Origin of the sequence: Reinekea sp. G2M2-21 (genome assembly GCF_015687175.1) — a bacterium.
Classification (GTDB): domain Bacteria; phylum Pseudomonadota; class Gammaproteobacteria; order Pseudomonadales; family Natronospirillaceae; genus Reinekea.
On record NZ_JADPQG010000005.1, the window covers coordinates 363,971 to 384,214 of the forward strand.

General features: G+C 45.5%; 22 protein-coding genes. 18 read left to right on the forward strand and 4 right to left on the reverse strand.

The window, feature by feature from the left end:
• Window positions 1-170 precede the first annotated feature (170 nt).
• Window positions 171-836, reverse strand: a complete 666-nt coding sequence (locus IYN85_RS18795; protein ID WP_196160472.1) for a flagellar brake protein — start codon at window positions 834-836, stop codon at window positions 171-173.
• 752 nt (window positions 837-1,588) lie between these two features.
• On the opposite strand from IYN85_RS18795, the gene IYN85_RS18800 reads away from it, so the two are divergent.
• Entirely contained in the window at window positions 1,589-2,500 is a 912-nt protein-coding gene (locus tag IYN85_RS18800) for a DMT family transporter (RefSeq protein WP_196160473.1), read from the forward strand.
• A 12-nt stretch (window positions 2,501-2,512) separates the two neighbouring features.
• Here IYN85_RS18800 and IYN85_RS18805 read toward each other — a convergent pair whose 3' ends face one another.
• The 3 genes from IYN85_RS18805 to IYN85_RS18815 form a co-directional block, all read right to left on the reverse strand.
• Window positions 2,513-5,353, reverse strand: coding sequence for an EAL domain-containing protein (locus tag IYN85_RS18805; RefSeq protein ID WP_196160474.1), 2,841 nt, complete (start codon window positions 5,351-5,353; stop codon window positions 2,513-2,515).
• 13 nt (window positions 5,354-5,366) lie between these two features.
• Entirely contained in the window at window positions 5,367-6,356 is a 990-nt protein-coding gene (locus IYN85_RS18810) for a substrate-binding domain-containing protein (RefSeq protein WP_196160475.1), read from the reverse strand.
• A 372-nt stretch (window positions 6,357-6,728) separates the two neighbouring features.
• Window positions 6,729-7,652 carry a DMT family transporter gene (locus tag IYN85_RS18815; RefSeq protein ID WP_230390843.1) on the reverse strand — a complete coding sequence of 308 codons (924 nt, stop codon included), beginning with the start codon at window positions 7,650-7,652 and terminating at the stop codon, window positions 6,729-6,731.
• A 113-nt stretch (window positions 7,653-7,765) separates the two neighbouring features.
• On the opposite strand from IYN85_RS18815, the gene IYN85_RS18820 reads away from it, so the two are divergent.
• The 17 genes from IYN85_RS18820 to IYN85_RS18900 all read left to right on the forward strand — a co-directional run bounded on the left by IYN85_RS18820 (window position 7,766) and on the right by IYN85_RS18900 (window position 19,937).
• Window positions 7,766-8,674 carry a LysR family transcriptional regulator gene (locus IYN85_RS18820; RefSeq protein ID WP_196160476.1) on the forward strand — a complete coding sequence of 303 codons (909 nt, stop codon included), beginning with the start codon at window positions 7,766-7,768 and terminating at the stop codon, window positions 8,672-8,674.
• Between the two features lie 1,053 nt (window positions 8,675-9,727).
• A complete protein-coding gene (locus tag IYN85_RS18825; protein WP_196160477.1) occupies window positions 9,728-10,090 on the forward strand; it encodes a hypothetical protein in 363 nt (120 codons plus the stop codon).
• A gap of 123 nt (window positions 10,091-10,213) precedes the next feature.
• Window positions 10,214-10,699, forward strand: coding sequence for a JAB domain-containing protein (locus IYN85_RS18830; protein WP_196160478.1), 486 nt, complete (start codon window positions 10,214-10,216; stop codon window positions 10,697-10,699).
• A gap of 484 nt (window positions 10,700-11,183) precedes the next feature.
• Complete coding sequence (locus IYN85_RS18835) at window positions 11,184-11,585, forward strand: hypothetical protein (RefSeq protein ID WP_196160479.1); 402 nt, start codon at window positions 11,184-11,186, stop codon at window positions 11,583-11,585.
• A 99-nt stretch (window positions 11,586-11,684) separates the two neighbouring features.
• Window positions 11,685-12,302, forward strand: coding sequence for a hypothetical protein (locus IYN85_RS18840; protein WP_196160480.1), 618 nt, complete (start codon window positions 11,685-11,687; stop codon window positions 12,300-12,302).
• 145 nt (window positions 12,303-12,447) lie between these two features.
• Window positions 12,448-12,681 carry a hypothetical protein gene (locus IYN85_RS18845; RefSeq protein ID WP_196160481.1) on the forward strand — a complete coding sequence of 78 codons (234 nt, stop codon included), beginning with the start codon at window positions 12,448-12,450 and terminating at the stop codon, window positions 12,679-12,681.
• A 271-nt stretch (window positions 12,682-12,952) separates the two neighbouring features.
• On the forward strand, window positions 12,953-13,369 hold the full coding sequence (locus IYN85_RS18850) for a barstar family protein (RefSeq protein ID WP_196160482.1): 417 nt from the start codon (window positions 12,953-12,955) through the stop codon (window positions 13,367-13,369).
• Window positions 13,370-13,493: 124 nt separating this feature from the next.
• The gene (locus tag IYN85_RS18855; RefSeq protein ID WP_196160483.1) at window positions 13,494-13,745 is read left to right on the forward strand and encodes an ankyrin repeat domain-containing protein; all 252 of its coding nucleotides are present in this window, start codon (window positions 13,494-13,496) and stop codon (window positions 13,743-13,745) included.
• Window positions 13,746-13,976: 231 nt separating this feature from the next.
• Window positions 13,977-14,297: a hypothetical protein gene (locus tag IYN85_RS18860; protein ID WP_196160484.1), complete on the forward strand. Its 321-nt coding sequence runs from the start codon at window positions 13,977-13,979 to the stop codon at window positions 14,295-14,297.
• A gap of 139 nt (window positions 14,298-14,436) precedes the next feature.
• Window positions 14,437-14,709, forward strand: a complete 273-nt coding sequence (locus IYN85_RS18865) for a hypothetical protein (RefSeq protein ID WP_196160485.1) — start codon at window positions 14,437-14,439, stop codon at window positions 14,707-14,709.
• 87 nt (window positions 14,710-14,796) lie between these two features.
• Window positions 14,797-15,303 carry a macro domain-containing protein gene (locus IYN85_RS18870; RefSeq protein WP_196160486.1) on the forward strand — a complete coding sequence of 169 codons (507 nt, stop codon included), beginning with the start codon at window positions 14,797-14,799 and terminating at the stop codon, window positions 15,301-15,303.
• A gap of 54 nt (window positions 15,304-15,357) precedes the next feature.
• Window positions 15,358-15,513 carry a hypothetical protein gene (locus IYN85_RS18875; RefSeq protein ID WP_196160487.1) on the forward strand — a complete coding sequence of 52 codons (156 nt, stop codon included), beginning with the start codon at window positions 15,358-15,360 and terminating at the stop codon, window positions 15,511-15,513.
• A 752-nt stretch (window positions 15,514-16,265) separates the two neighbouring features.
• On the forward strand, window positions 16,266-16,898 hold the full coding sequence (locus IYN85_RS18880) for a DJ-1/PfpI family protein (RefSeq protein WP_230390844.1): 633 nt from the start codon (window positions 16,266-16,268) through the stop codon (window positions 16,896-16,898).
• Between the two features lie 133 nt (window positions 16,899-17,031).
• On the forward strand, window positions 17,032-17,379 hold the full coding sequence (locus tag IYN85_RS18885) for a hypothetical protein (protein WP_196160489.1): 348 nt from the start codon (window positions 17,032-17,034) through the stop codon (window positions 17,377-17,379).
• 487 nt (window positions 17,380-17,866) lie between these two features.
• Window positions 17,867-18,268 carry a hypothetical protein gene (locus IYN85_RS18890; RefSeq protein ID WP_196160490.1) on the forward strand — a complete coding sequence of 134 codons (402 nt, stop codon included), beginning with the start codon at window positions 17,867-17,869 and terminating at the stop codon, window positions 18,266-18,268.
• A gap of 84 nt (window positions 18,269-18,352) precedes the next feature.
• Window positions 18,353-18,778: a hypothetical protein gene (locus IYN85_RS18895; RefSeq protein WP_196160491.1), complete on the forward strand. Its 426-nt coding sequence runs from the start codon at window positions 18,353-18,355 to the stop codon at window positions 18,776-18,778.
• Between the two features lie 811 nt (window positions 18,779-19,589).
• Window positions 19,590-19,937, forward strand: a complete 348-nt coding sequence (locus tag IYN85_RS18900) for a hypothetical protein (protein WP_196160492.1) — start codon at window positions 19,590-19,592, stop codon at window positions 19,935-19,937.
• Window positions 19,938-20,244: the final 307 nt, after the last annotated feature.

Consider the following 20,244-nt stretch of genomic DNA (forward strand, 5'->3'; position numbering starts at 1 on the left):
GATTGCTTAGGCAGACTATATCGGAACCGGTTGATTGAACTTTAGTTGAGGTATAACGATTTTAAAGAATAATCGCCAATTTGATGATTTGAGTCGGCAAAAGACGGGGGCATTCTGTTCTGCGCGGCACTGGGCGCGTTTGCTACGCTGACTGAGCCGATGCGGGTTCTTCAGCTGGTGTGCAACTGGGTCAACACGAAAGCGTGCAGAGCGATTTTGTCGGACTCCTCAACATTCACGAACTGAAGGCCGTAAAAGTGAGCGCCCTTAGCCTCATTAAACTGAACAGAACGCACGATGGATTTAATATGCAGAATTCGCTCGATCTCGCTGACCTCGATTTTAAACACCAAGTCCATCTCCTGATCTTCTTTTACCTTCATATCAGCGCCGTGGATTCGCGCTCCGTGTGTCGACAGGTCATCGATCACCGCCGACATCGTATGTCGCTTACCCTCCAAACTGAACATTACCGAGCTGACAACATGCACCGTCGCACGGATAGACTTGCGCACCTCGCCCACCACCAGTTTCTCAGGCCAGGACAAGTGCAAATGGGGAAACGGAATAATGCTGACGTGAACCACTGTCGCCTCAAACGCACAGGCACCGTTGATCTGATTCACGAACAGGCGGACCTTCACCTTATTTTTAGGTTTCACCGACATCGGCACACCCTGCTTTGTGGGTGTCGACACAATAATATTGCGGCCACGGTGATATCCGACCAGCGTGCAACGGTCCCGAGTGGCATCGTAGCCGTCGAACTCGAGTTGTAACACTTGTCCAGGGAGCAATTTAAGGGCTTCAAAGCTGATGTCTTTCTTTGCGGTCATGTGTCGTTACTTTTACTCTGCATTCGCGGCATGAAGGGTAGATAGCCTGGTCGCCTTAGACTGACGCACAAGCCCATTATGTTAAAAAGTGTAGCCGAGCGTTTTACAAACGCGAATTGAAGAGTGGATGTTGTGGTTTTTGGTTTCGGCTGCCTTGTCAGCCAACGCGGATGCGACGAAACAGTTATTTACGCCAGTCCTTGGTACATAGAATTTAGAGGTTGGTTTTATCTATCGAGAAAGTAGCTCTTGCCGCGGTTTTCTCCGCCTTTCAAACGACCACGTGAAGCAATTTGCGTCTCACAGGTTGTTCAAGCAGGGATGCTTGAACAAGTGAGCCGGCCAGGGAAGGCCGTCGCGAACGACCTGTCGAAGACGAAATTGAGAAGTGTGATCAGTCGTTTGTGGCGGCGGCTGGGATTGTTAAGGGCCGAGCCCGAATCGTCGGACCGGTTCGGCCCTTGACGGCGAAAAACTCCCAACGAAACCAGGTCACTGCATGACGCAAAAGTTTCACATACAACCTAATAAGCGTAAGTAGCTGCCATTCGGGCAGCCCCCTTGAAAAGAAAAACCCTCCAAGCGACCCTTGCGTTACAAACCTAACTAAATTTTCCCGTCCAGAGTAAATGTCACCAACCCGTCTTTTCAGCGAAAATTACCGAAGTTACAGCAACGCGCCGCTGACCTTATTTATATATTGACCTGCCCAAAATACTGACCACAATGACCGCCTGAATTCAGGAGGACCGATGGATAAATCGACAATTCGCGCGCATTTGGCGTTGTTATTGGCCATGTTGTTGTGGGGCAGTTCGTTTATTGCGTTGAAGGTTGCGGTAAATGAGATGTCGCCGATGGTGGTGGTGTTTGTGCGGATGGCCATTGGCGCGACGGCTTTTCTGGTGGTTTGGCCGTGGTTGCGTCATGGTTTTAATTATCAGCCGGGAGACTGGAAATACCTGTTGGGCATGGCATTTTTTGAGCCTTGTCTGTATTTCTTGTTCGAGTCTCAGGCGTTGCTTTACACCAGTGCCGGGCAGGCGGGTATGGTGACTTCCATGCTGCCGCTGATGGTGGCCATTGCCGCGTTCTTTTTTCTGGGCGAACGCAACACCCTGAAGCAGTGGATCGGTTTCGGGGTGGCCGTCGCGGGTGTTCTGTGGATGAGCCTAACCGGTGAAGACTCCGACCAGGCCCCCAACGCGCTGCTAGGTAACTTTCTGGAGTTTATGGCGATGGTCACAGCTGTCGGTTATACCCTGCTGGTGAAACACCTGACCAAACGTTACTCGGCGTTTGTGCTGACTGCCTTGCAGAGTTTTGTGGGCACGGTGTTTTTCTTGCCGTTGGCGCTAATGTCCGAATGGCCTGCGCAAATTTCCCTATGGTCGGTCGGCACTTTAATCTATCTGGGCTTGGTGATTACACTTGGCGCCTATGGCCTATATAACTATTCGTTGGCGCACGTCAAAGCGTCAACCGCGGCTGGGTACACTAACCTGTTACCGGCCTTTTCATTGCTGTTTTCCATGTTGCTGTTGGGTGAACGGCTCACCTTGAGCCAGTGGATTGCAGTAGCGATTGTGTTCATCGGTGTCTACCTGAGCCAGGAGCGTCGGCCGCCTATTCCAAAGGAAGTCCCGCCAGGGGTGACAGGGTAGTAAGCTCTAACTTTAAATGTTTTTGATAACGGTTTGGTAGTACTCATCTGCGTTGACCGGCCTGTCGATCAGGTAACCCTGTACGCTATGGCAACCAACGGAACGCAGCAGCGCCAGTTGGTCGTTCGTTTCAACGCCTTCGGCTATGCAACGAATGCCCAATGCTTCGGCAAACTGAATAATCCCGCTGATAACCTTCGTGCGCTGCTCGGGGTTATCGTCAATGTCGAGCAGCGACCGTTCAATTTTCAACGCGTCCACCGGGTAGTCAATCAAATAACTCAAAGACGAGTAGTCCATCCCAAAGTCATCCAGGTGAATAAGGCATCCCTTATCTTTCAGCATACGCAATGCCTGTTTGGCTCGGCTGGAATCTTGCGCGATAACCGATGCTTTCACGTCGATAATCAGCGCGCTGGCCGGCAGCTTCAGTGCGTCGAGTTTTTCAATTAAAAAAGTCAGCAGGTGGGTGTCGAATAGTTGTTTGATAGAAAAGTTAACCGCGATTTCCAGCTTAACGTCTTTACCTTGCAAGTTGCGGCTCCACGCCGCGTATTGAGTCAAGGCGGTGTCCAGCGCCCAGTACCCGATATCTTTAATCAGGTCTTTTTGCTCGGCGTATTCGATAAATTCGATCGCATCCAACAAACCTTTATCGGGATGATTCCAGCGGGCAAAGCATTCAATCTGCTGCAGCTCTTTGGTATGCGTGTCGACAATCGATTGGTAGTACAACTGGAATTCATGGCGATCCAGCGCGTGTTGAATATCCTGTTCCAGACGGATAGTACGCAACATCTCTTGGCGCATGCTGTGGTCAAACAGCACATAACAGTTTTTACCGGCAGCTTTGGCGCGGTACATGGCCAGATCGGCATCGCGCATCATTTCTTCCGGAGAGGCGTAGCCGTTGCTACTCAAGGTTACCCCTATGCTGGCCCCAACCCGGTGCTCTTGCCTCATAATGGTGTAGGGTTCTTTTAAACTGGCGATGATCCGCTGCGCCACCTGAGCGTAGCGAAACTGTTCTATGTTGGTTAATAAAATAACAAATTCATCTCCACCAAAGCGGGTGAGTACATCAGCTTCCCTTAGGCAGTGTTTTAACCGTTCTGACGTTTCTTTCAGTAAGCGGTCACCGGCGGCGTGCCCCATGGAGTCGTTCACCGATTTAAAACCGTCTAAATCCAGAAACATTAAAGCAAAGCTGGTCATGTGTTCACGTTTTTCAGCTGCGAACAATTGCGTTAAATAGCTGACTAAAAATGCGCGGTTATACAGACCGGTCAGTTTGTCGTGGAAGGCGTCGTGGGTCAGTTGTTCTTCTGCTTCTTTACGGCTGTTAATGTCCGTGTGGGAGCCGGCCATGAGGATGTACTTACCCGTTTCATCTTTTACGGCGATACCGTGCGACAGAATCCACCGATAATCATCGAGAGCTGTTTTTATTCGGTACTCGAAAATGAACTTATCTGTTTTTCCATCCAGATAATCACTGACTTGTTTGTTGAAACCCTCTCGGTCCGAAGGATGAATGAGCGACATCCACTTCGCGGTATGAATTTTTCCCTGGGTGTCGGGGTTCAGGCCCATCAACTGTGCGAAGTCAGCGGATAGTGTTATAACGTTATTGACCAAGTTCCAATCCCAAATCCCTTCGTGGCTGGCCTTTAAAATAAGTTCGTGACGCGTCTCACTTTCCTTCAGCGCGATTGCGTAGCTTTCCCGGTCGATCAAAGTGGCGACCGTTAAATTAAACCATCGTGTGAGTTCTGTTATCTCGTCACTGCCTTCTTCTGGCATCTGATCATTGAGGTCAAACTCACCGCTGTTTATCTTTTGGAATTTTTGAACCAAATTGCCAATGGGGTTTACGATGCGGCGGTTCAAATAGAAAAAACCAATTATCAAAATACTCAGCCCAAACGCAACACTCGCCCCGGTGGTTAAGCGGATAGTTTGCGTGCGAGCCAACAGATCTTTTTCTGGAATAATGCGCAGTAAGGTCCAGCCGTAAAACGTAAGTTCTTTGGACGCAACCAGGTAAGGCAACCCTTCGTAGACGACCTTAAAGGTTTCGTCGAACGAATCCAGCGCAACCTGGTAAGCTTGCTCGATAGATTCACCTAAGTGCAGCTTATCTTGCTGAAATATGATGTGCTGGTGTTGGTCCAATAACATCGAAGACCCGAGCCCTTCAAAACTCGCCGCAGAAAGCGTCTTGTGGATATTGTCCAGATCGTAACTGATGACAATAGTGCCGACCAGGCGACTGGCGTTAGCGGTTAAGTTCGCCTTTTGGATGACTTTAGCCGCCGTCAATACGTAATCATTATCAATGCTCAGGTTGATCGGGCGCGTCGCACCCGCCCAAACAATTCGGTTTCTGGATACGGTAGCGGCTGCTTTCAGTTCTTCCAACAGAGATTGATTAATACCCGACTGCGCCAAGGTTTGTCCAACATGAAAATGACTGCCGTATTCGGAGATAACATCGATCGACACCAAACCCTCCAACCCAAGATAACCGTTTAAGATGTAACCGATCTGAGCTTGTGCGGCCAGCCGCTCAAAGGTACTTAGGTCTGCGTTCTTTTTGTCCATGGCATCGATCAGAATCTCAATACCGGAGATGTTGTGAATTAACCCCTCAATTTCCCTGAGTATTACGTCCAATACTTTTTCCTGAGCGGCAATCATACTGTTGGTGTGGTTCAGTTCTTGCTCAACCAGGGTTTTTGCAGTCGTTGTATAAGAAACGTACCCCAAGACCAGGATGGGCATTAAGCTCATGACAAACAGAAACGCGGTGAATTTACCGGTTAAAGTAGTGAAGCGAAACATCATTCTCATGAGTCTGTCCGCATTATCGAGTCAGAGTTTCTTTGGTGACCAATACCGCATCGATCAACAGCACGTCTTCAACCGGTTCGCCTTTGAGCATGTCGAGTGCAGTGCGCACGCCAAGGTAGCCCTGCTCCCCTGGCTTTTGGTCGACAGTCGCCACCAGTTCACCAGTGAGTACGGCTCGTTTCGCATCTTCCAGCGCATCGTAAGAGACCACGAGAACGTTTGACCGTTCTGTTTGTGATAGGAACTCCAGCACACCTAAGGCCATCATGTCATTCGCACAAAAAACCGCGCCAATGCCGGGGTATTGTTCAAACATTTCTTTTGCAACTTTGTAGGCCTCGTCAATTTTCCAATGCGCCGACTTGGTCATCACCACATCAACCCGATTGGATTCCGCAAAAGCGCGCAACGCACCGTTTTTGCGGTCTTGTGAATTCTGCGCTTCTTCGATTCCTTCAATCACCACCGCTTGGGTCGGTTTGCTGATTTGCGCCGTTAAGTATTTTGTTACTTCATAGGCAGAGGCTTCGTTATCGACACTGATAAACGGAACCGTTTTCATGTCATTTCGTTTGGCAAATTGTGCATCCAGTTTGTTGTCGATATTCACCACGGTTATTCCGGCTTTTTGCGCTCTGGCTAATGCCGGAATTAATTCAATTGAGTCGCCGGGGGCGATAACAATTGCGTCCACCCTGTCATCAATCAGGCGCTCCACAATATCAATTTGTTGTTGAATGGACGTTTCTTGAGATGCTGTTTTCACCAGCAGCTCAATGCCGAACTCTTTTTCAGCACGTCGGGCGCCCACTTCCATTTGCACAAAGAAAGGGTTGGTCAGCGTCTTCATCACCAACGCAACCTGAATTTCTTCGGCTGAAACCTCAGCGGATGCGGCTATATCCTTTACATCGGTGCCAGTTTCCGGGGTGGGGGTACAGGAAAGTAACACGAAAGAAACCAGCCAAACTGCGACCGAACCAAATGGGTGAGCCAACATCATAACTTACTCCCGTACCTTCAGTTTTTTAGCCATAGAATCATGCGTGACATTGTTTGTGAACAGTGTATGGCCAGTAGGCGAAAGCCGTATTGCAAAAGAGCAGGCATTGCGGTGTTGCGTTAAGCTTTTCCTACAACCTAATGGGCGCTTTGGCGAAACGATCTGTTACTCAAATTTGCGCTGTTATCTCAGAATAGCTTAGATCCAGAAGGATGAATCGCAAGGTGAGGGGCGGGTTCAACTCTGAACAGTGAGTGCAACTGTTCATTCATATGACCTGCCTCAACGTTAAGGCAGGTGAACAATGTTCAGCCGTGTGTTGCTAACACAGTGGTGCCAAGAGGCGTTTGTTATTAAACCAAGCGAGAGTGATTATTCAGTCGCTGAGGGTGAACGGCGAGACGCACCAAGAACCGCGCCCACAATGAGCAACGCACCAAACCACTGCAACAACGAACGGCTTTCCTGTAACCAGAGAACCGCGAACAGCGTACCAAACAGCGGTTCACTGCCAAGCAGTAACGAGACCCGGGTCGGCGAGGTAAGCCGCACCGCACGGTTTTGCGCATAGAACGCGAAGATGGTGCAGAACACCACCAGAAACAAGGTGGTCAGCCAGAATGTCTGTTCTGTTGGCAGCACAAAGCCCGTTGCTGATACACAAACACTGAGCGCACCGAGCCCCACCACCGCCGACTGCAACGCGGTTAAACTCAGCGCCGTCAGCCGCCGGTGTTGGGTGAGCGCCTGTGTACCGGTAACCATGCAAGCACGCAACAGCGCGGCGGTGAGTATCCAGATATCGCCAGGGTGAGTTTCAAAACGGAAATCGCCATTCACCGACAAGCACACCACGCCCACCACGCTCAACACACACAGCATCAACAAGCGTTTAGGCAGCGCTCGCCGTTGCACCAGCGCTTCAATCAGCGCTGTCAGAATCACAGAAAGGCTGATCAGCACTGCAGCATTGCCCGCACTGGTGTGCTGAATACCCATCACTTCGCACGTGAAGATAGCCAGCAGCAACAAGCCGGTGGGCAGCGCAACCCACGCATCCCGATTCTTACCCCGCGCAAAATCGCGGATCAGCACCGGAACCAGCAACGCAAAAGTCAGTAGGAAACGAATCGCGATAAAAGCAAACACCGAAGTGAACAGCAGCGCCGTTTTGGTCAGCCCGTAGCTGGCCCCCCAAACCATCGCCACCAGAATCAGTGATATTTCCGTTATTGGCCACCCGCGCGGAGCAGGCAAGGGCAGGTGATTTTCAGGGCGTGATGGTGCGGTCGTCAAAGCAGATTCTCCTGCGCAGTTTCGTTGGTATTGGCCATTAAGATTGACGCCAACGAGCCTAATTCATTACTGTTAGGGAATAATGATAGAAATCTGCAAAGAATAATTGCGTTATGGATACGAATAAGCTCATAGCACTGCTGCCAGACATGGCCACCTTCGTGACCGTGGTTGAGCAGCAGAGTTTTTCCAAAGCCGCCGATCAACTCGGCGTGGCGGCTTCATCCGTCAGCCGCTCCGTCGCCCGGTTAGAAACCGCACTCGCCACCAAACTGCTAGAACGGACCACCCGGCGTTTACGCCTTACCGTCGCCGGTGAAGAAACCTTCGCCCTGTGCCAAAGCATGTTGCAAAACGCCCAACAGGCCGCCAGCGCCGCACAAAGTAACTCTGAACAACCCACAGGTTTGCTCACCGTCGCCGCCCCCCAAGCCCTGGCCAGGATCGTCCTGTCGCCCGTCGTACTGGACTTTATCGCCACCTATCCTGATATTCGCCTGCGCTTCAAAGTGGAAGACCGCTACCTCGACCCCATAGCCGACAACGTCGACGTCGTCATTCACCTTACCAACACCCCCATCGCCGGATTAATCGCCAAACCGCTGGGTCGCGTCCGTATGTTACTCTGCGCCAGCCCCGCCTACCTTAACCAAGCGGGCACACCGCAACACCCCGAAGACCTGGCCCAGCACCGGTGCATTGCCCTCAGTGAAGACCAAGACGACACCGTATGGCGGCTCCGCAAAGACAAACAAACATGCAACGTCCCCGTGAATGGCCCACTCTCCGTCAACCACTCCAGCATCCGCAAACAAGCCGCCTTACGCGGCATGGGCATAGCCCTGTTCCCCGACTTCGTCGTCGCCACCGAACTCCAGCGCGGCGACATCGTACAGGTATTGCCCGACTGGCAAATGGACGGCAAATACCAAGGCACCATGGTCGCCCAATACGCACAATCTCGTTACATCCCAACGCAAGTAAAGGCCTTTATAGACTTCCTGACGGACGCATTCGCCTAGCAGTATTGGTTTTTGTTCTTGGGGTTTTCGATGCTGGATGTTCTAGCAAACAGTTCTTTTCCAAGAGGGCAGCTCTGAATGGTGATTTCTTAAGCGCCTTTTTTTATGTTTGCGCGGCATTTTTATTATTAAGCGTCATGGCTTCATGTGGAGATTTTTTCCTTAAGGACCAAACCGGTCCAACGATTCGGGCTCGGCTCTTGATAATTGAATTCTGCTGAGATTTTTTTCTTTCCAAGGGGCGATCCCCTTGAACCCCCTCTTTGTCGCCCGCTTCGGTGATCTTCCTTCATTGCCACTTTCTTCGAACGGTCGCTTGAGCGTGCGTCCCTGCACGCGCGGCGCTTCCAAGGGCATCCATGCCCTTGTATCCGTTGCGACGTGCCAATTAAGTCAGCCAAAGCAGATGCGACGGAGCGGTTATTTACGCCGATGTCGGTAAAAAATTTTGCTTGGTTGGTTTGGATTTTTTAAATGGAATCTTAATAAATCACTTCAATTGTGATGGTGACGGTGCCGCGGTTTCACCGCCTTTCAAACGACCACGCGAATCAATTCGCGTTTCACAGGTTGTTCAAGCATGGATGCTTGAACAAGTGAGCCGGCCAAGGATGGCCGTCGCAAACGACCTGTCGAAGACGGAATTGAGAAGTGTGACCAGTCGTTTGTGGCGGCGGCTGGGATTGTTAAGGGCCTAGCTGTTGTGGCCCTTGACGAAAAAAAAACTCCCAATAAAACCACGTCTTGAACTATCCAAATGCCACAAATTTAAATTCAAACTCGACAAAACGAAGAAAGAGCCCATTACTCTGACGAAAAAAACACTGCTACATAATGAGCAAACCAAATTTTTTTAGACATCCATCACAATAACCTCACCTCACACAAAAAATAAATTGTGTTCAATCCTCACCCAGTGTTTTATACAGGTTGGTTTTTCAGAGAATTCAGGAGGCAGATAACGGAAAGAAAGTAGCGTAAAACTAAGCGCTACCCAAGAGTGTCCTACCACTCAAGGGCAGCTAACCACAACCGATAATTCAGGTATCAATTATGGCTAAGCAGGATTCTAAGCTAGAGCACCGCTCGTTCCAAGAAAATTTCCACTCACAAGAAAAACTAAGCGCACAAAACAGCGACCTTCAACACCCTGTTGAAGTGAAAAACCCTTGTGAAACTGCTGTTAACACAACAGCAAACTCCACACACGCCAACCGGCACCGAAACCCACAGATAGAAACCGACCCCGCGTACTTACGCGCCCTACACTGGTGGCGTTTTCGTATTGCCTTGGCGTTGTACACCGGAGCTTTTCCAAATTCGATGCGGCTAAAGCCGTGTTCCGTGACATTCGTGAGTTATAAACAGCTGTTACGCCTGTACAAAACGCGCGCGTTGTACCCGCGCAAAAAATAACAGCACACACACTAATAAACAGAACACATTGCTTAGCCGCACATCTTGCCTGCGCACGCAGGCAAGGTTTCTGATGCTTAAAAACTTTTTAACAGAAAACGAATTTAAAAAGCGAGACAAACCATGTACAAAAAAATCACCAACATGGACGATGAACTGCTGTTCACTCACGCCCATCAACGTGAACTGGAAAAAACTAACCCCGTACTATTGGACAGCATCGCCCGAGCCGAGCTGTACATCGCCAACACCTTCATCCACTTAAAACACGAAGCCATTCACGCACTTATGCTCAGCACGCGCAGCGTGTTATTGGAAAGCCGACCCATTCTCACAGGGAAGTTCTCACTCAAAGAACTCACCACTAACTTACTCATCAGCCACATTATTCAAGCCAACGCCACACGGCTCATTCTTATTCACCACAACCCAAAGGGAAACCTATCAATAAAAGACAAACACCTGCTGGAAGCCACTCGAATAAAAGACCGACTGCTGGAATACTCAATCTGGCTGGACGACTTCTTCCTCATCACCAAAGCGGTTAGCAATAACAATGGCTATAACCGGATGAACACCACCTCACTCGCTAGACTAGGCTTGGTGTAATTTTCACATATAGGTCGGGCTTGAGCCCGACATTGCTTAACCATACCGTTCGCCCAGAGCGCGAAGCAGTCGAAGGGGCAATGAGTTTGTCGATCACTTCTATAGTTCAGGCACTCGCCGCAATAGGAGATACCCATTGCCCAGTCACACTAAAAAACGCCATCTTCGCGCCAAAAGAGCCATTACGCCGCATTTTCCGGAAGCTGCCTGAATATCTGTGCACGCGCCTAAAAACCCAGGCGAAAACAGAATGACCATTTCCCGCTTATTAAACTAACCCCCACGAATAGGGCGTTTCAGGCGCACGAGTATTTTGGTAAAAACCGCTCGTGCGGTTTTTTAGGGTGATCAGATTGACAATAGTGGCTACACCGCCGAATATGACTGGCATTGAGCCGAATATGAACAGAAACCAATTCTGCATATGCGGCGCCGGAAAAAAACGCAGTGGCGGCATATGAAACTGTTATGCGAAGGAATTGAAATGTACCCAAGCGGTGTAAAAGATTACCTTTTAGAACTATACCGCAGGAGATCTGAGGCGAGGGTGACTCTGCTTGCAAAAATTGAAGGTGGCAACTGGCAGCCTTCTCCAAAAGCCTGTCATGAGAATGTCGAAATATTCTGTGAGCATTCAGTAGGATTCGATATTGTTAGAGGTTGGTTTTATTTCGACTTACCTGATACTCCAGGCTGTGCAATGTTCGTGGCTCATTCGGTTGTGAGAACCCCTCAGGGAGTGTTGAGTGATATTACGCCTCAGGCTGGTACAACTTCTAGAAGATACCCTTTTTTAGAGGCCCTAGTCTCCGATGAAGAGTTTTTCCTCATTGAATCCTCTACTGAAGAAGGCAAGCTTTTCTACAATGAACAAGACTACGCATAACAAACCCGTGTTGTGGGTTAGTTTCTGCTTCGCGCCAACTAACCACAAACGGAAACGTTATGTAATCATCTCGGTAATGCATAATTTGAGGATTTAAAAATGAGTGTTTACGGTGATAAAAACCAAGAGAATAAAGGCCGGTCGATTGAAGATCTGAAGTCAAAAAGAAACGGCTCTGGATCAGCTACTTCTCAGTTTGTAGATAATCGGTCGGTTACTATCGCTCAAAAAAAATTACAAAATATGGCTAATAAACATTCAGATGTTCACCAACAAATTATTCAAAATAAAGTAAACACAAAAGTCGGATATACAGGTAGCAGCGTAGTGCAACGTATCGAGTTTACTGATGAGGCTTTGCAAGCAGCAATAACAACGATTAAATCTTCCAATTTAACTCCAGCAGCGATAGCTAGGGGATATGAGGCAATTCTTGATGACGACCAAAGAAATGCAATTACTAAAATAACAGAACTAAGAAATTTACTTCGACACAAAGATGTTTTTGATGAGCGACATAGTGCAAGAAAATATACGAGCCAAGCATTAGGATACATTAATTATATTGATCCCACCAATATAACGGGTGGTCTAAATAAAATAGAACAAGCGTTACACGCTATGCAAATGGCACGAGCAGCGTATCATGAAATAGAGCTAGGATCTGTAACTCCACTACTTAATACTCCCCAACCATCTTATGGAGGGTTGGAATAAGTTCAAGATATAATGCCGGACGCCATTAGTATAAAAATTGAGAGGGAAATAATTAGTACACACAATGGCTTGTATTTGAAATAGAAGCGAATGTTTGAATAATCTTTACAGTCAAAGAAACCACATAAAAAATCGTGGCAGCGTTATGTGTAGTCACACTGATACGCTCGTTTTTGTGTATGTCGCTGCGCTCCATTTTACTCAAAAACGCTCTCCGCATTACGTGCAGGTGACCTTTGCGTTAAAGTCCATGAAAGCGAAACTGATGAGATTTAAAACGAATCTTGAAAAGCTGGTAGAAGAAGTCGAGGAATACGAGTGGTTCTTTGATATATATGTACCTAATGGTGTTGAGTTGTCTGGTGAAAAAAAGTATTAATCTTTGACGACGATGATGAAGTTGAAAGAGATGAATTTGATGTACCGCTTTATCCTCAGAAAATAGGGTTCCATTTACTTATGTCTATCAGTCAGCTTCTGGAGGTACTTGAAAATAGTGAAGCTGAAGGTCTTTCCAAGACCATAAAAGCCATTAATTATTACTACGACAATGACGCATTTAGCAGTTAACTCGGAAAATAGAACTTTAAATAGTGATATACGGACCCGTCTTTTGCAGTTGGGTCCGTATATCACACTGTTAGAACTACATGAATAACTACGTACTAAATGGTAAAAGAATTACGGATCTAGACTCGCTCTACGCAGAATTTGGTAGAGCGGTTAATGCCCCCGAAGGTTATTTTGGTAAATCTTTTGATAGTTTTGATGATTGTTTATTTGGCGGATTTGGATTGGAATCACCATGTAAAATTATTTGGGAAAATTCTGCTCATTCCAAAGATGCAATGAATAGTAAAGCTCTAGAGAAATATTGTATGTCGGTAATTGAAAGTAGCCCTTTTTTGCACCAAGAAGGCCACGAAGAGGGAAAGGAATGGGCATACTCTACGCTTCGAGCTGCACAGGCTGGTAGCAGAACATTATTCGACGAGGTCGTAGAATCTATTCGGTCTGTACCTGAAAGAGCAAGCTGGGAACATAAAATTGAATTACATCTCAAGTAAAAGGTCTAACAAGTTTGTCCATTTGACGTTTTGGTCTACGTTCCGTTTTGGGGTGGCTTCGCCACATTACCCCAAAACTCCGCTACCACCAAAACGCTCATGACAAAGGCGTTAGGCATACATAATGGACAAAACTGTACGAGAATTGCTGACCCAGGTAGAAAATGTGGCTGACTTTTCTGGAATAAAGCTAGACGATATAAATGACACCAACAGTTTTGGTGACAACGCTTTACATTGTGTCTGCGTATGGGGAGGTATTCAGGCAGCAAAATTGTTGGTAGAGAATGGCATCGATATTGAGCAGAAAGGTGAAGGTGGTTTTACTTCATTAAAAGTTGCGGATGATTTCGGTCATCGAGGAATAGTCAACTAATTAATTTCCAAAGGCGCCAATAAAAAGGTGCTAAACGCAGAGTTTGCATTTAATCCTAGCGCAAATGCCAATCATATGAAGAAGCTCCAAGAACGTATCTAGGAGTTAGAAACAAAAATACAAAGTGAGTGCGGAAAAAATGCCTAACAAACGCAGCTGCACGGTCAAACTTTCCGCTTCGCTTTAAATTATCCGGTGCTGCGAACGTTATGCATTGAAATGGAGAAAAACTTGAGTAAATGGATTCCAATACTATTGGTAATTCTCCTTCTGGTATCCAATGGATACTGGTTCTACTTAATGATTGATGATGCCGTTACAGAGTCATATCGACAGCAAGAGATGTATGAAGCTCGCAACCAGATTGAAGTACTTAACAACTTGTGTAGTAAATTGGTCGCTGGCATGTCTAAGTCTGAAGCAATCGATTTACTAAATGAGTTGTCTCCAGACTTCAAGGCATATGAGAAGGAAAGCAAGTTGAATACTATATGGCTTTCTTTCGAGATAAGTGAAGAAGGTATTGTGGCGAGTAAAGGTGCGTGCAGCTAATGCATAGCAAGGCACTGTGCAAGTTGTCCCGCTAAAAAACGCTTTTCGGCGGGCATAGGACGCAATTACGCTGCGCTTCATTGCGCCTCAGTTTAGAAACGTTATGTATCATTTGAAGGTTTAGGATTGGAGAAATACTATGAATAGGGAAGAGAAAGATTTAAGGCTACGGATTGTAAATGCAGTTTGTGGATTGTTGCTTTGTATAGCAATAATCTATGTATTAGTTGCTGGTTTTGACATATTCGCAATCGGTTTAATTGCTTCATCCACAATTGGTGCAGCAGTACCAGTGGTGTTGGCTGGTGAAGGGGTATTGGAAATAATTGTTGGCATTCTAGAAGCGCTGTTGGAAGGTGTTGTAGAAATATTTTCTGCGATATTTGGAGCTATATCGAACATCTTTAGCTAATCAAAACATACAAGCGCATGCTGTCAGATAGTTTTTATGTTGCGCTCCATTTAAACATTGACGTTATCGTTATACTTTTGAAAAATTATGAGTACTTTAAAAATACTTTTTGGTGATATTACGAAGGCAGATACAGATGCAATCGTTAATGCAGCAAATCCAAAAATGCTTGGAGGCGGCGGCGTTGATGGGGTGATCCACCGAGCGGCAGGACCGAAGCTCCTAGAAGAGTGCCGGAAGGTTAAGAGTATCAATGGGATTCGGTGCCCTTTTGGCGAGTCTCGTATTACCAGTGCCGGTGATTTGAATTCAAAGTTTGTGATTCATACTGTTGGTCCAATTTTTCGAAATCAGAATGACTCCGCTAGAGTACTAGAGTCAGCTTATGAAAGTGCCTGCATTCTAGCCATAGAATATGGCTGTGAATCAATTTCATTTCCAGCAATATCGTGCGGTGCTTATGGATATCCACACGAAGAGGCGGCAAGAATTGCTATTGGTACATGCAGAAAGTTTACGAGACTTGAGGTCAAGTTTTATATATATGGCGAGGAGCTATTTAGAATCTTTCAAAGGGTTAGTAATGGCACATAACAACGCAAGCATCCAACTCGCTACGCTCCTGGCTGCTGCGGGAATTAAGCAACCATGAAAAAGATCGCTCTAGTTATTACATGTGCGTTATTTGAACGTTGTAAATCTTTAGCTATTTCACCTGAAGTGACGGGTACTGTTGTGAGTGAGACGGGTGAGTCGATATTTGCTAAAGTGACAATTACTAACAATCAGCTGAAAAAATCTTAAACGGTGCAAACAGACAAAGCAGGTAACTATTCACTTAAAAAGATGAGAATTTGGGTTTTTCCTATATTTAGTGCAATTCTCTTAAGAAGTGAAGTTTCCGTCCGAGCTAAAGGTTACCGGACTGCAACGGAACTGATAGATAGTAAAGAACCAGCTATCGCAAACTTTATTTTAGTGGCAGAGTAGGCGCTTATCAAACGCTGGCTTGGGACTCGTACCTCGCCCCAGCCACGAACGTTATGCAAAGTGAATATTTATGAGTGGAAGTGGTTGGTCTCATATTCGGTATGACCATAAATCTAGGCCAAAGATTGTAGAGGTTTTATGCCCCTCTTGTGGTTCGAGAGCCATAGCAAGTAAGCCTTCAGAGGAAGATCGAAAAGGAACCATAGTTGCTGATCTATCTCCTACGTTTCGAATAGAAGATTGGCAGATAAGGTGCACTGGATGTGCTTATCGAAAATCTAATTTATCCTATAAAGACCTACCTATACTTTATTTCTCGGGAGGGGTATTGGATCTTTGGGCGTGGAATGCAGATCACGCAGAATGCATTTTAAGTTATTTGAAGGGTGAAGATACTTCTAAGAACTCCTATCATTGGTTCATGACCTATGTACGAGGAGATTGGAAAAAGAGTTCATCAAGAATAGTCAAAGAGCTTGATAAAATGCTTAACAAACGCAGCCACTTCGACTCGTAACCTCGCGCATGCTATAAGCGTTATGTTTACCGTCGGACAAGGAGTAGTTTTGAAAATATACTTTATTATTTTTGACAAAGTTGAAGAATTAGATTTAGTTGGTTCATGGGAACTTATTGGGCTTTTGGCTGAAATGAAACTTTGTGAACCTCCTAAACTTATTTCTTTAAATTCTATGTCTCCTTCTGGTGAGCATGGAATGCGGTTTAGTGCTGATATACATTTTAGTGAAAATATTTTTCCTGATGTCCTAATTGTTCCTGGAGGTAGTGGCGCTAGGTTGGCGATGGAAGATCCTGACGTGATTGAATACTTACAACAAACAAGTAGTCAGTCACATAGCATATTATCGATTTGCACAGGCATGTACTTATTGCAAAAATCGGGGATTTTAACAAACAAAAGGGCGACAACACATTGGGCTTTCCTTGATGAACTAAAACAAGATAACTCAGTTGAAATTATCGAAGAACGGTATGTGAAAGATGGCAATGTTTGGTCATCAGCAGGGGTTTCTGCTGGTATGGATATGACTTTAGCATTCATTGCTGATTGTTTTGGTGAGACCGTAGCGTCGGAAATACAGCTAAATGCTGAATATTTTCCATCCCCTAAAATTTATGGTGACGCAGCGGTTTCTAACCCTCAGGTATCACAATATATAAAGCAGATTGTAGGGTGATGTAAACATAACGAAGCTATCATAGGGGCAGCTTTACCGTTGCTTCTATTTATGCCTTAACGCTACGCTAACAAAAATTAACCAACTCCAAAGCAGCCTCATATGGTGGCGTTATGTGTAAGGAGCAACATTGATGAATATAGCATTATACGTTGCAAAAGCTTATGCGTGTTTGTTCGTGATAGTGCTCTTTCTATCTGTTTTATTTGGCTTCGATGTAAATACGGCTTTTAGATTTGCGCTTTTTTATTCTCTGATCGGAATAGTTGGGTTAAACCTAATGGCTATTGATGCAATCGGTTCGGGTACAATTGTTACTGCACTTAGCCTTTATCAATATGCAGTTACATTTTCAGCAATCGTAGTAACAGTGCTGTGGTTTAAACACCGTACTTTAAAGTTAGAAGTGGTTTCTATATGTTTTTGGGGCTTGAGTGTCGTTTTACTACCAGTGGTAATGCAAGGGCTAACCACCATTTAGCACATTACAAACCAAAGCTGTTTATGACCGCCATAAATAAGAACCCAGCAGAACCAGCCAATGGCCGAGCGCTATGTATTGCTACGCCCAACGAGAACGTCTCTCATCAGAAAACTGTGTTAACCCCATTAGTTACAGCGAACCCTACGAGCAGCCCTAATTTCCAATTCTCAAAGGTACTGCCATGTATCGGAAAAATATCGGAAAAACCGAAATAGTACCGCTGTGGCGATAAAGTCAAGGGGATATCAATATGGCGGGAAACAGCAGCCTGCAAAACCCCTCACTATTAAAGGGCTCGCGAAGCGGTACTATTTCAATAGTAAAAGCGCAGCGGTTTTTCCTAATATAATCAAATTGACAAAAATGGATGAAGTGCGCAGTATGACTGGCTATGAACGGGTTTTGGTCGCTAACAGAAAGTTTGCATATGCCGAAACCACAAAAAGCCGCTGAGGCGGTAGGATAAGCTGTTAGCTAAGAATTTATGAGTGAATTTATTGAAATTGTCGGGAATAAATCCCTTTTACCTGGCCCCGCACTATGGCGGAGTGAAGTTCGATTCTGGATGGGCGATTGTCACTTCCAAAAGCTAAGCGGATTCATCAGTGACAACGAATGTTGTTTTATTGAAGAAAATTCAGAATTAATTACAAAAAGAAAATATTATCCCAAAATAGGAAGAAACAACCTCTTTGGATTATTTATGTGGATCGATGAAGAATGTGACTATGAAGCATCGGCCAAGACTCTTGAAAACTTTGCTAATGCACAGGATTACTGGTATTTCTGTTGGGAATCTGGAAGTCTTGAAGGGCTTGTTACCTCTAAATCTGAATGTGGAATTCAAGATGCAATCAAGCTGTCGCTTGCGAGATACTATTGCTAACAAGGCAATTAACATCACGAGTAAACACCGCTCCGCTGCACGCGTTGGACTCAATCACGCTGGCGCGCAATTTCGCCAGCTATTTTGGCGTTAGTACTATTAAAACTTATGTTGCATCTTATTGAGAACAATGGATTAGAAGTACTACTTGATGTAGCTGCGGTGGAAGATCGTCTGCCTTCAGTTGCATTTAATATCCGTATTAACTGGAGAATGCCTTATCAGAAGGTAAGTATCGAGATAAAGGAATGCTGGTTTAAGTGTTCGGAATTCGATTCCTTTCTTGTGGAACTGAAATCGCTTATTAAAAATGAAGTTGGCGAAATAACACTTCATGATTTGAGCAAAAACCCAGTGCTAAACCTTATTAAGTCTGAGAATACTTTGATTACAAAACTATTCGCTCAAGATACTGCAACAATGGGTAAGACAGTATTAGAGGTTAATGGATACTCAAGTGAATTAGAAGAAATACGGGCCAACCTAGAGTCGTTTGAAAAATGGTGGTGACTGGTACTAACAAACGCCGGCAACCAGCCCGTTCCCGGGCCTTGGACTAAAAACTCGCTGGCGCGCAAATTCGCCGGTTTTGTAAAACGTAAAGTAAAAGTGTATGAGCGTAATACCGTTTAAATACAAAGTTGATTTTGATCGTTACAGTCGTAACTCGAAGAACAGCTACGGTCTTCACGTGCGTGAAAACTTCTATTCGAACATTACTTACAAATGTAGATCATGCGGTAAGTTAGATATTTTTTCTTAGATTGAACAGAAGAAGGCTTATGAAAATCGCCAAGAATACTATGAACAAAAGAGAATTCTCTGCCAAGACTGCTGGCGCAGTAAGAGGAGGCTTTTGAAGCTGGCTCAAAACCTGGAAGCTGAATATTGCAGGAATAAGCAAGCTAAGTTAGAAGATTTAGATTTCCTTTTGTCGTGGTTTAATACACTTAATGAGTACAAGAAATATTCACATCGATATAATCATATGAGAATAAAATTTCTCAGAAAGCATATCGATGTTCTACTTAGCAAGAATATGTAGCGCTAGCCCGCCACACCGCTAGCGCGGCGGGATTTGGACTCGTTAACGCTAGCACTTAACTCGCCAAAAACCAATGGCGCTAAATCCAACTAAGGAGCAAGTTAAATGGAATGTAGATGCTGTAAAGAAACCATATCGGACGGAGCGATCTGGTGTCCTAAATGTCACCGACCACAGTCGTTAATTAGAGAGTTTATCCCCCCACAGGCGATAGCCGTTATTTTGATAGCTCTAAGCGGATATTGGTTTGTTACTGATCGAGCTAGTGAAAAATCTATGGCACAGTTTAACAGTGAGCCAATTTACGAAGGTGGTAGTCAACTGGTCATAAGTGATACTAGCCTCACTATAACTGAAAGTAATTGTGAAACTTGTATAACGACAATCGGCACAATTAAGAACAATACAGATACTGCTTGGTCTAACATACATTTTCAGGTGACTTATCTTAACTCTGCGAATGAAATCATTGATGTACAAAATGATGAAGATATGGATTTAGTCGTTGGTCCAAATTTGGAATTAAAATTTAAGGTAAAAGGTAAAGCGGCTGCCAAACTATCTGATTACGACCATAACTCGGTTGTCATTATTAAAGCGTCTCCTGATCGTAGTTGGTACTAAATGTAATAGGTAAGCGAAGTGAATTTGCTTCGCATTTTATCAGCGGACATGGGCGTTAAGTATAGGTAGATCTATTTGGGCTTAATAATCATAGTAGTCAATGTACTGGCGTTTTCCATATGCTTTCCCTTAGCCGTGGTTAGTTTATTTCGGCTTTTGAAATGTGAAGTAATTGTGTTCGTAAATACAGATTTTGATTATTGTAAGTCACATAAGTATCTTTGGTTTAACCCATTTAATGCGTTGTTTGTGCCAAGTGCATTAAATGAAAAAGGGCTGGCAGCTAGAAAAAGTGTATTCTTGAACT

Bases quoted from the DNA above. Each gene is read 5' to 3' on its own strand.
- IYN85_RS18855 (WP_196160483.1), top strand. From the start codon at position 13,494: ATGGACAAAACTGTACGAGAATTGCTGACCCAGGTAGAAAATGTGGCT.
- IYN85_RS18845 (WP_196160481.1), top strand. From the start codon at position 12,448: ATGTGTAGTCACACTGATACGCTCGTTTTTGTGTATGTCGCTGCGCTC.
- IYN85_RS18830 (WP_196160478.1), top strand. From the start codon at position 10,214: ATGTACAAAAAAATCACCAACATGGACGATGAACTGCTGTTCACTCAC.
- IYN85_RS18870 (WP_196160486.1), top strand. From the start codon at position 14,797: ATGAGTACTTTAAAAATACTTTTTGGTGATATTACGAAGGCAGATACA.
- IYN85_RS18810 (WP_196160475.1), bottom strand. From the start codon at position 6,356: ATGATGTTGGCTCACCCATTTGGTTCGGTCGCAGTTTGGCTGGTTTCT.
- IYN85_RS18900 (WP_196160492.1), top strand. From the start codon at position 19,590: ATGGCACAGTTTAACAGTGAGCCAATTTACGAAGGTGGTAGTCAACTG.
- IYN85_RS18805 (WP_196160474.1), bottom strand. From the start codon at position 5,353: ATGAGAATGATGTTTCGCTTCACTACTTTAACCGGTAAATTCACCGCG.
- IYN85_RS18820 (WP_196160476.1), top strand. From the start codon at position 7,766: ATGGATACGAATAAGCTCATAGCACTGCTGCCAGACATGGCCACCTTC.
- IYN85_RS18835 (WP_196160479.1), top strand. From the start codon at position 11,184: ATGTACCCAAGCGGTGTAAAAGATTACCTTTTAGAACTATACCGCAGG.
- IYN85_RS18875 (WP_196160487.1), top strand. From the start codon at position 15,358: ATGAAAAAGATCGCTCTAGTTATTACATGTGCGTTATTTGAACGTTGT.
- IYN85_RS18865 (WP_196160485.1), top strand. From the start codon at position 14,437: ATGAATAGGGAAGAGAAAGATTTAAGGCTACGGATTGTAAATGCAGTT.
- IYN85_RS18840 (WP_196160480.1), top strand. From the start codon at position 11,685: ATGAGTGTTTACGGTGATAAAAACCAAGAGAATAAAGGCCGGTCGATT.
- IYN85_RS18800 (WP_196160473.1), top strand. From the start codon at position 1,589: ATGGATAAATCGACAATTCGCGCGCATTTGGCGTTGTTATTGGCCATG.
- IYN85_RS18890 (WP_196160490.1), top strand. From the start codon at position 17,867: ATGAGTGAATTTATTGAAATTGTCGGGAATAAATCCCTTTTACCTGGC.
- IYN85_RS18885 (WP_196160489.1), top strand. From the start codon at position 17,032: ATGAATATAGCATTATACGTTGCAAAAGCTTATGCGTGTTTGTTCGTG.
- IYN85_RS18850 (WP_196160482.1), top strand. From the start codon at position 12,953: ATGAATAACTACGTACTAAATGGTAAAAGAATTACGGATCTAGACTCG.
- IYN85_RS18825 (WP_196160477.1), top strand. From the start codon at position 9,728: ATGGCTAAGCAGGATTCTAAGCTAGAGCACCGCTCGTTCCAAGAAAAT.
- IYN85_RS18795 (WP_196160472.1), bottom strand. From the start codon at position 836: ATGACCGCAAAGAAAGACATCAGCTTTGAAGCCCTTAAATTGCTCCCT.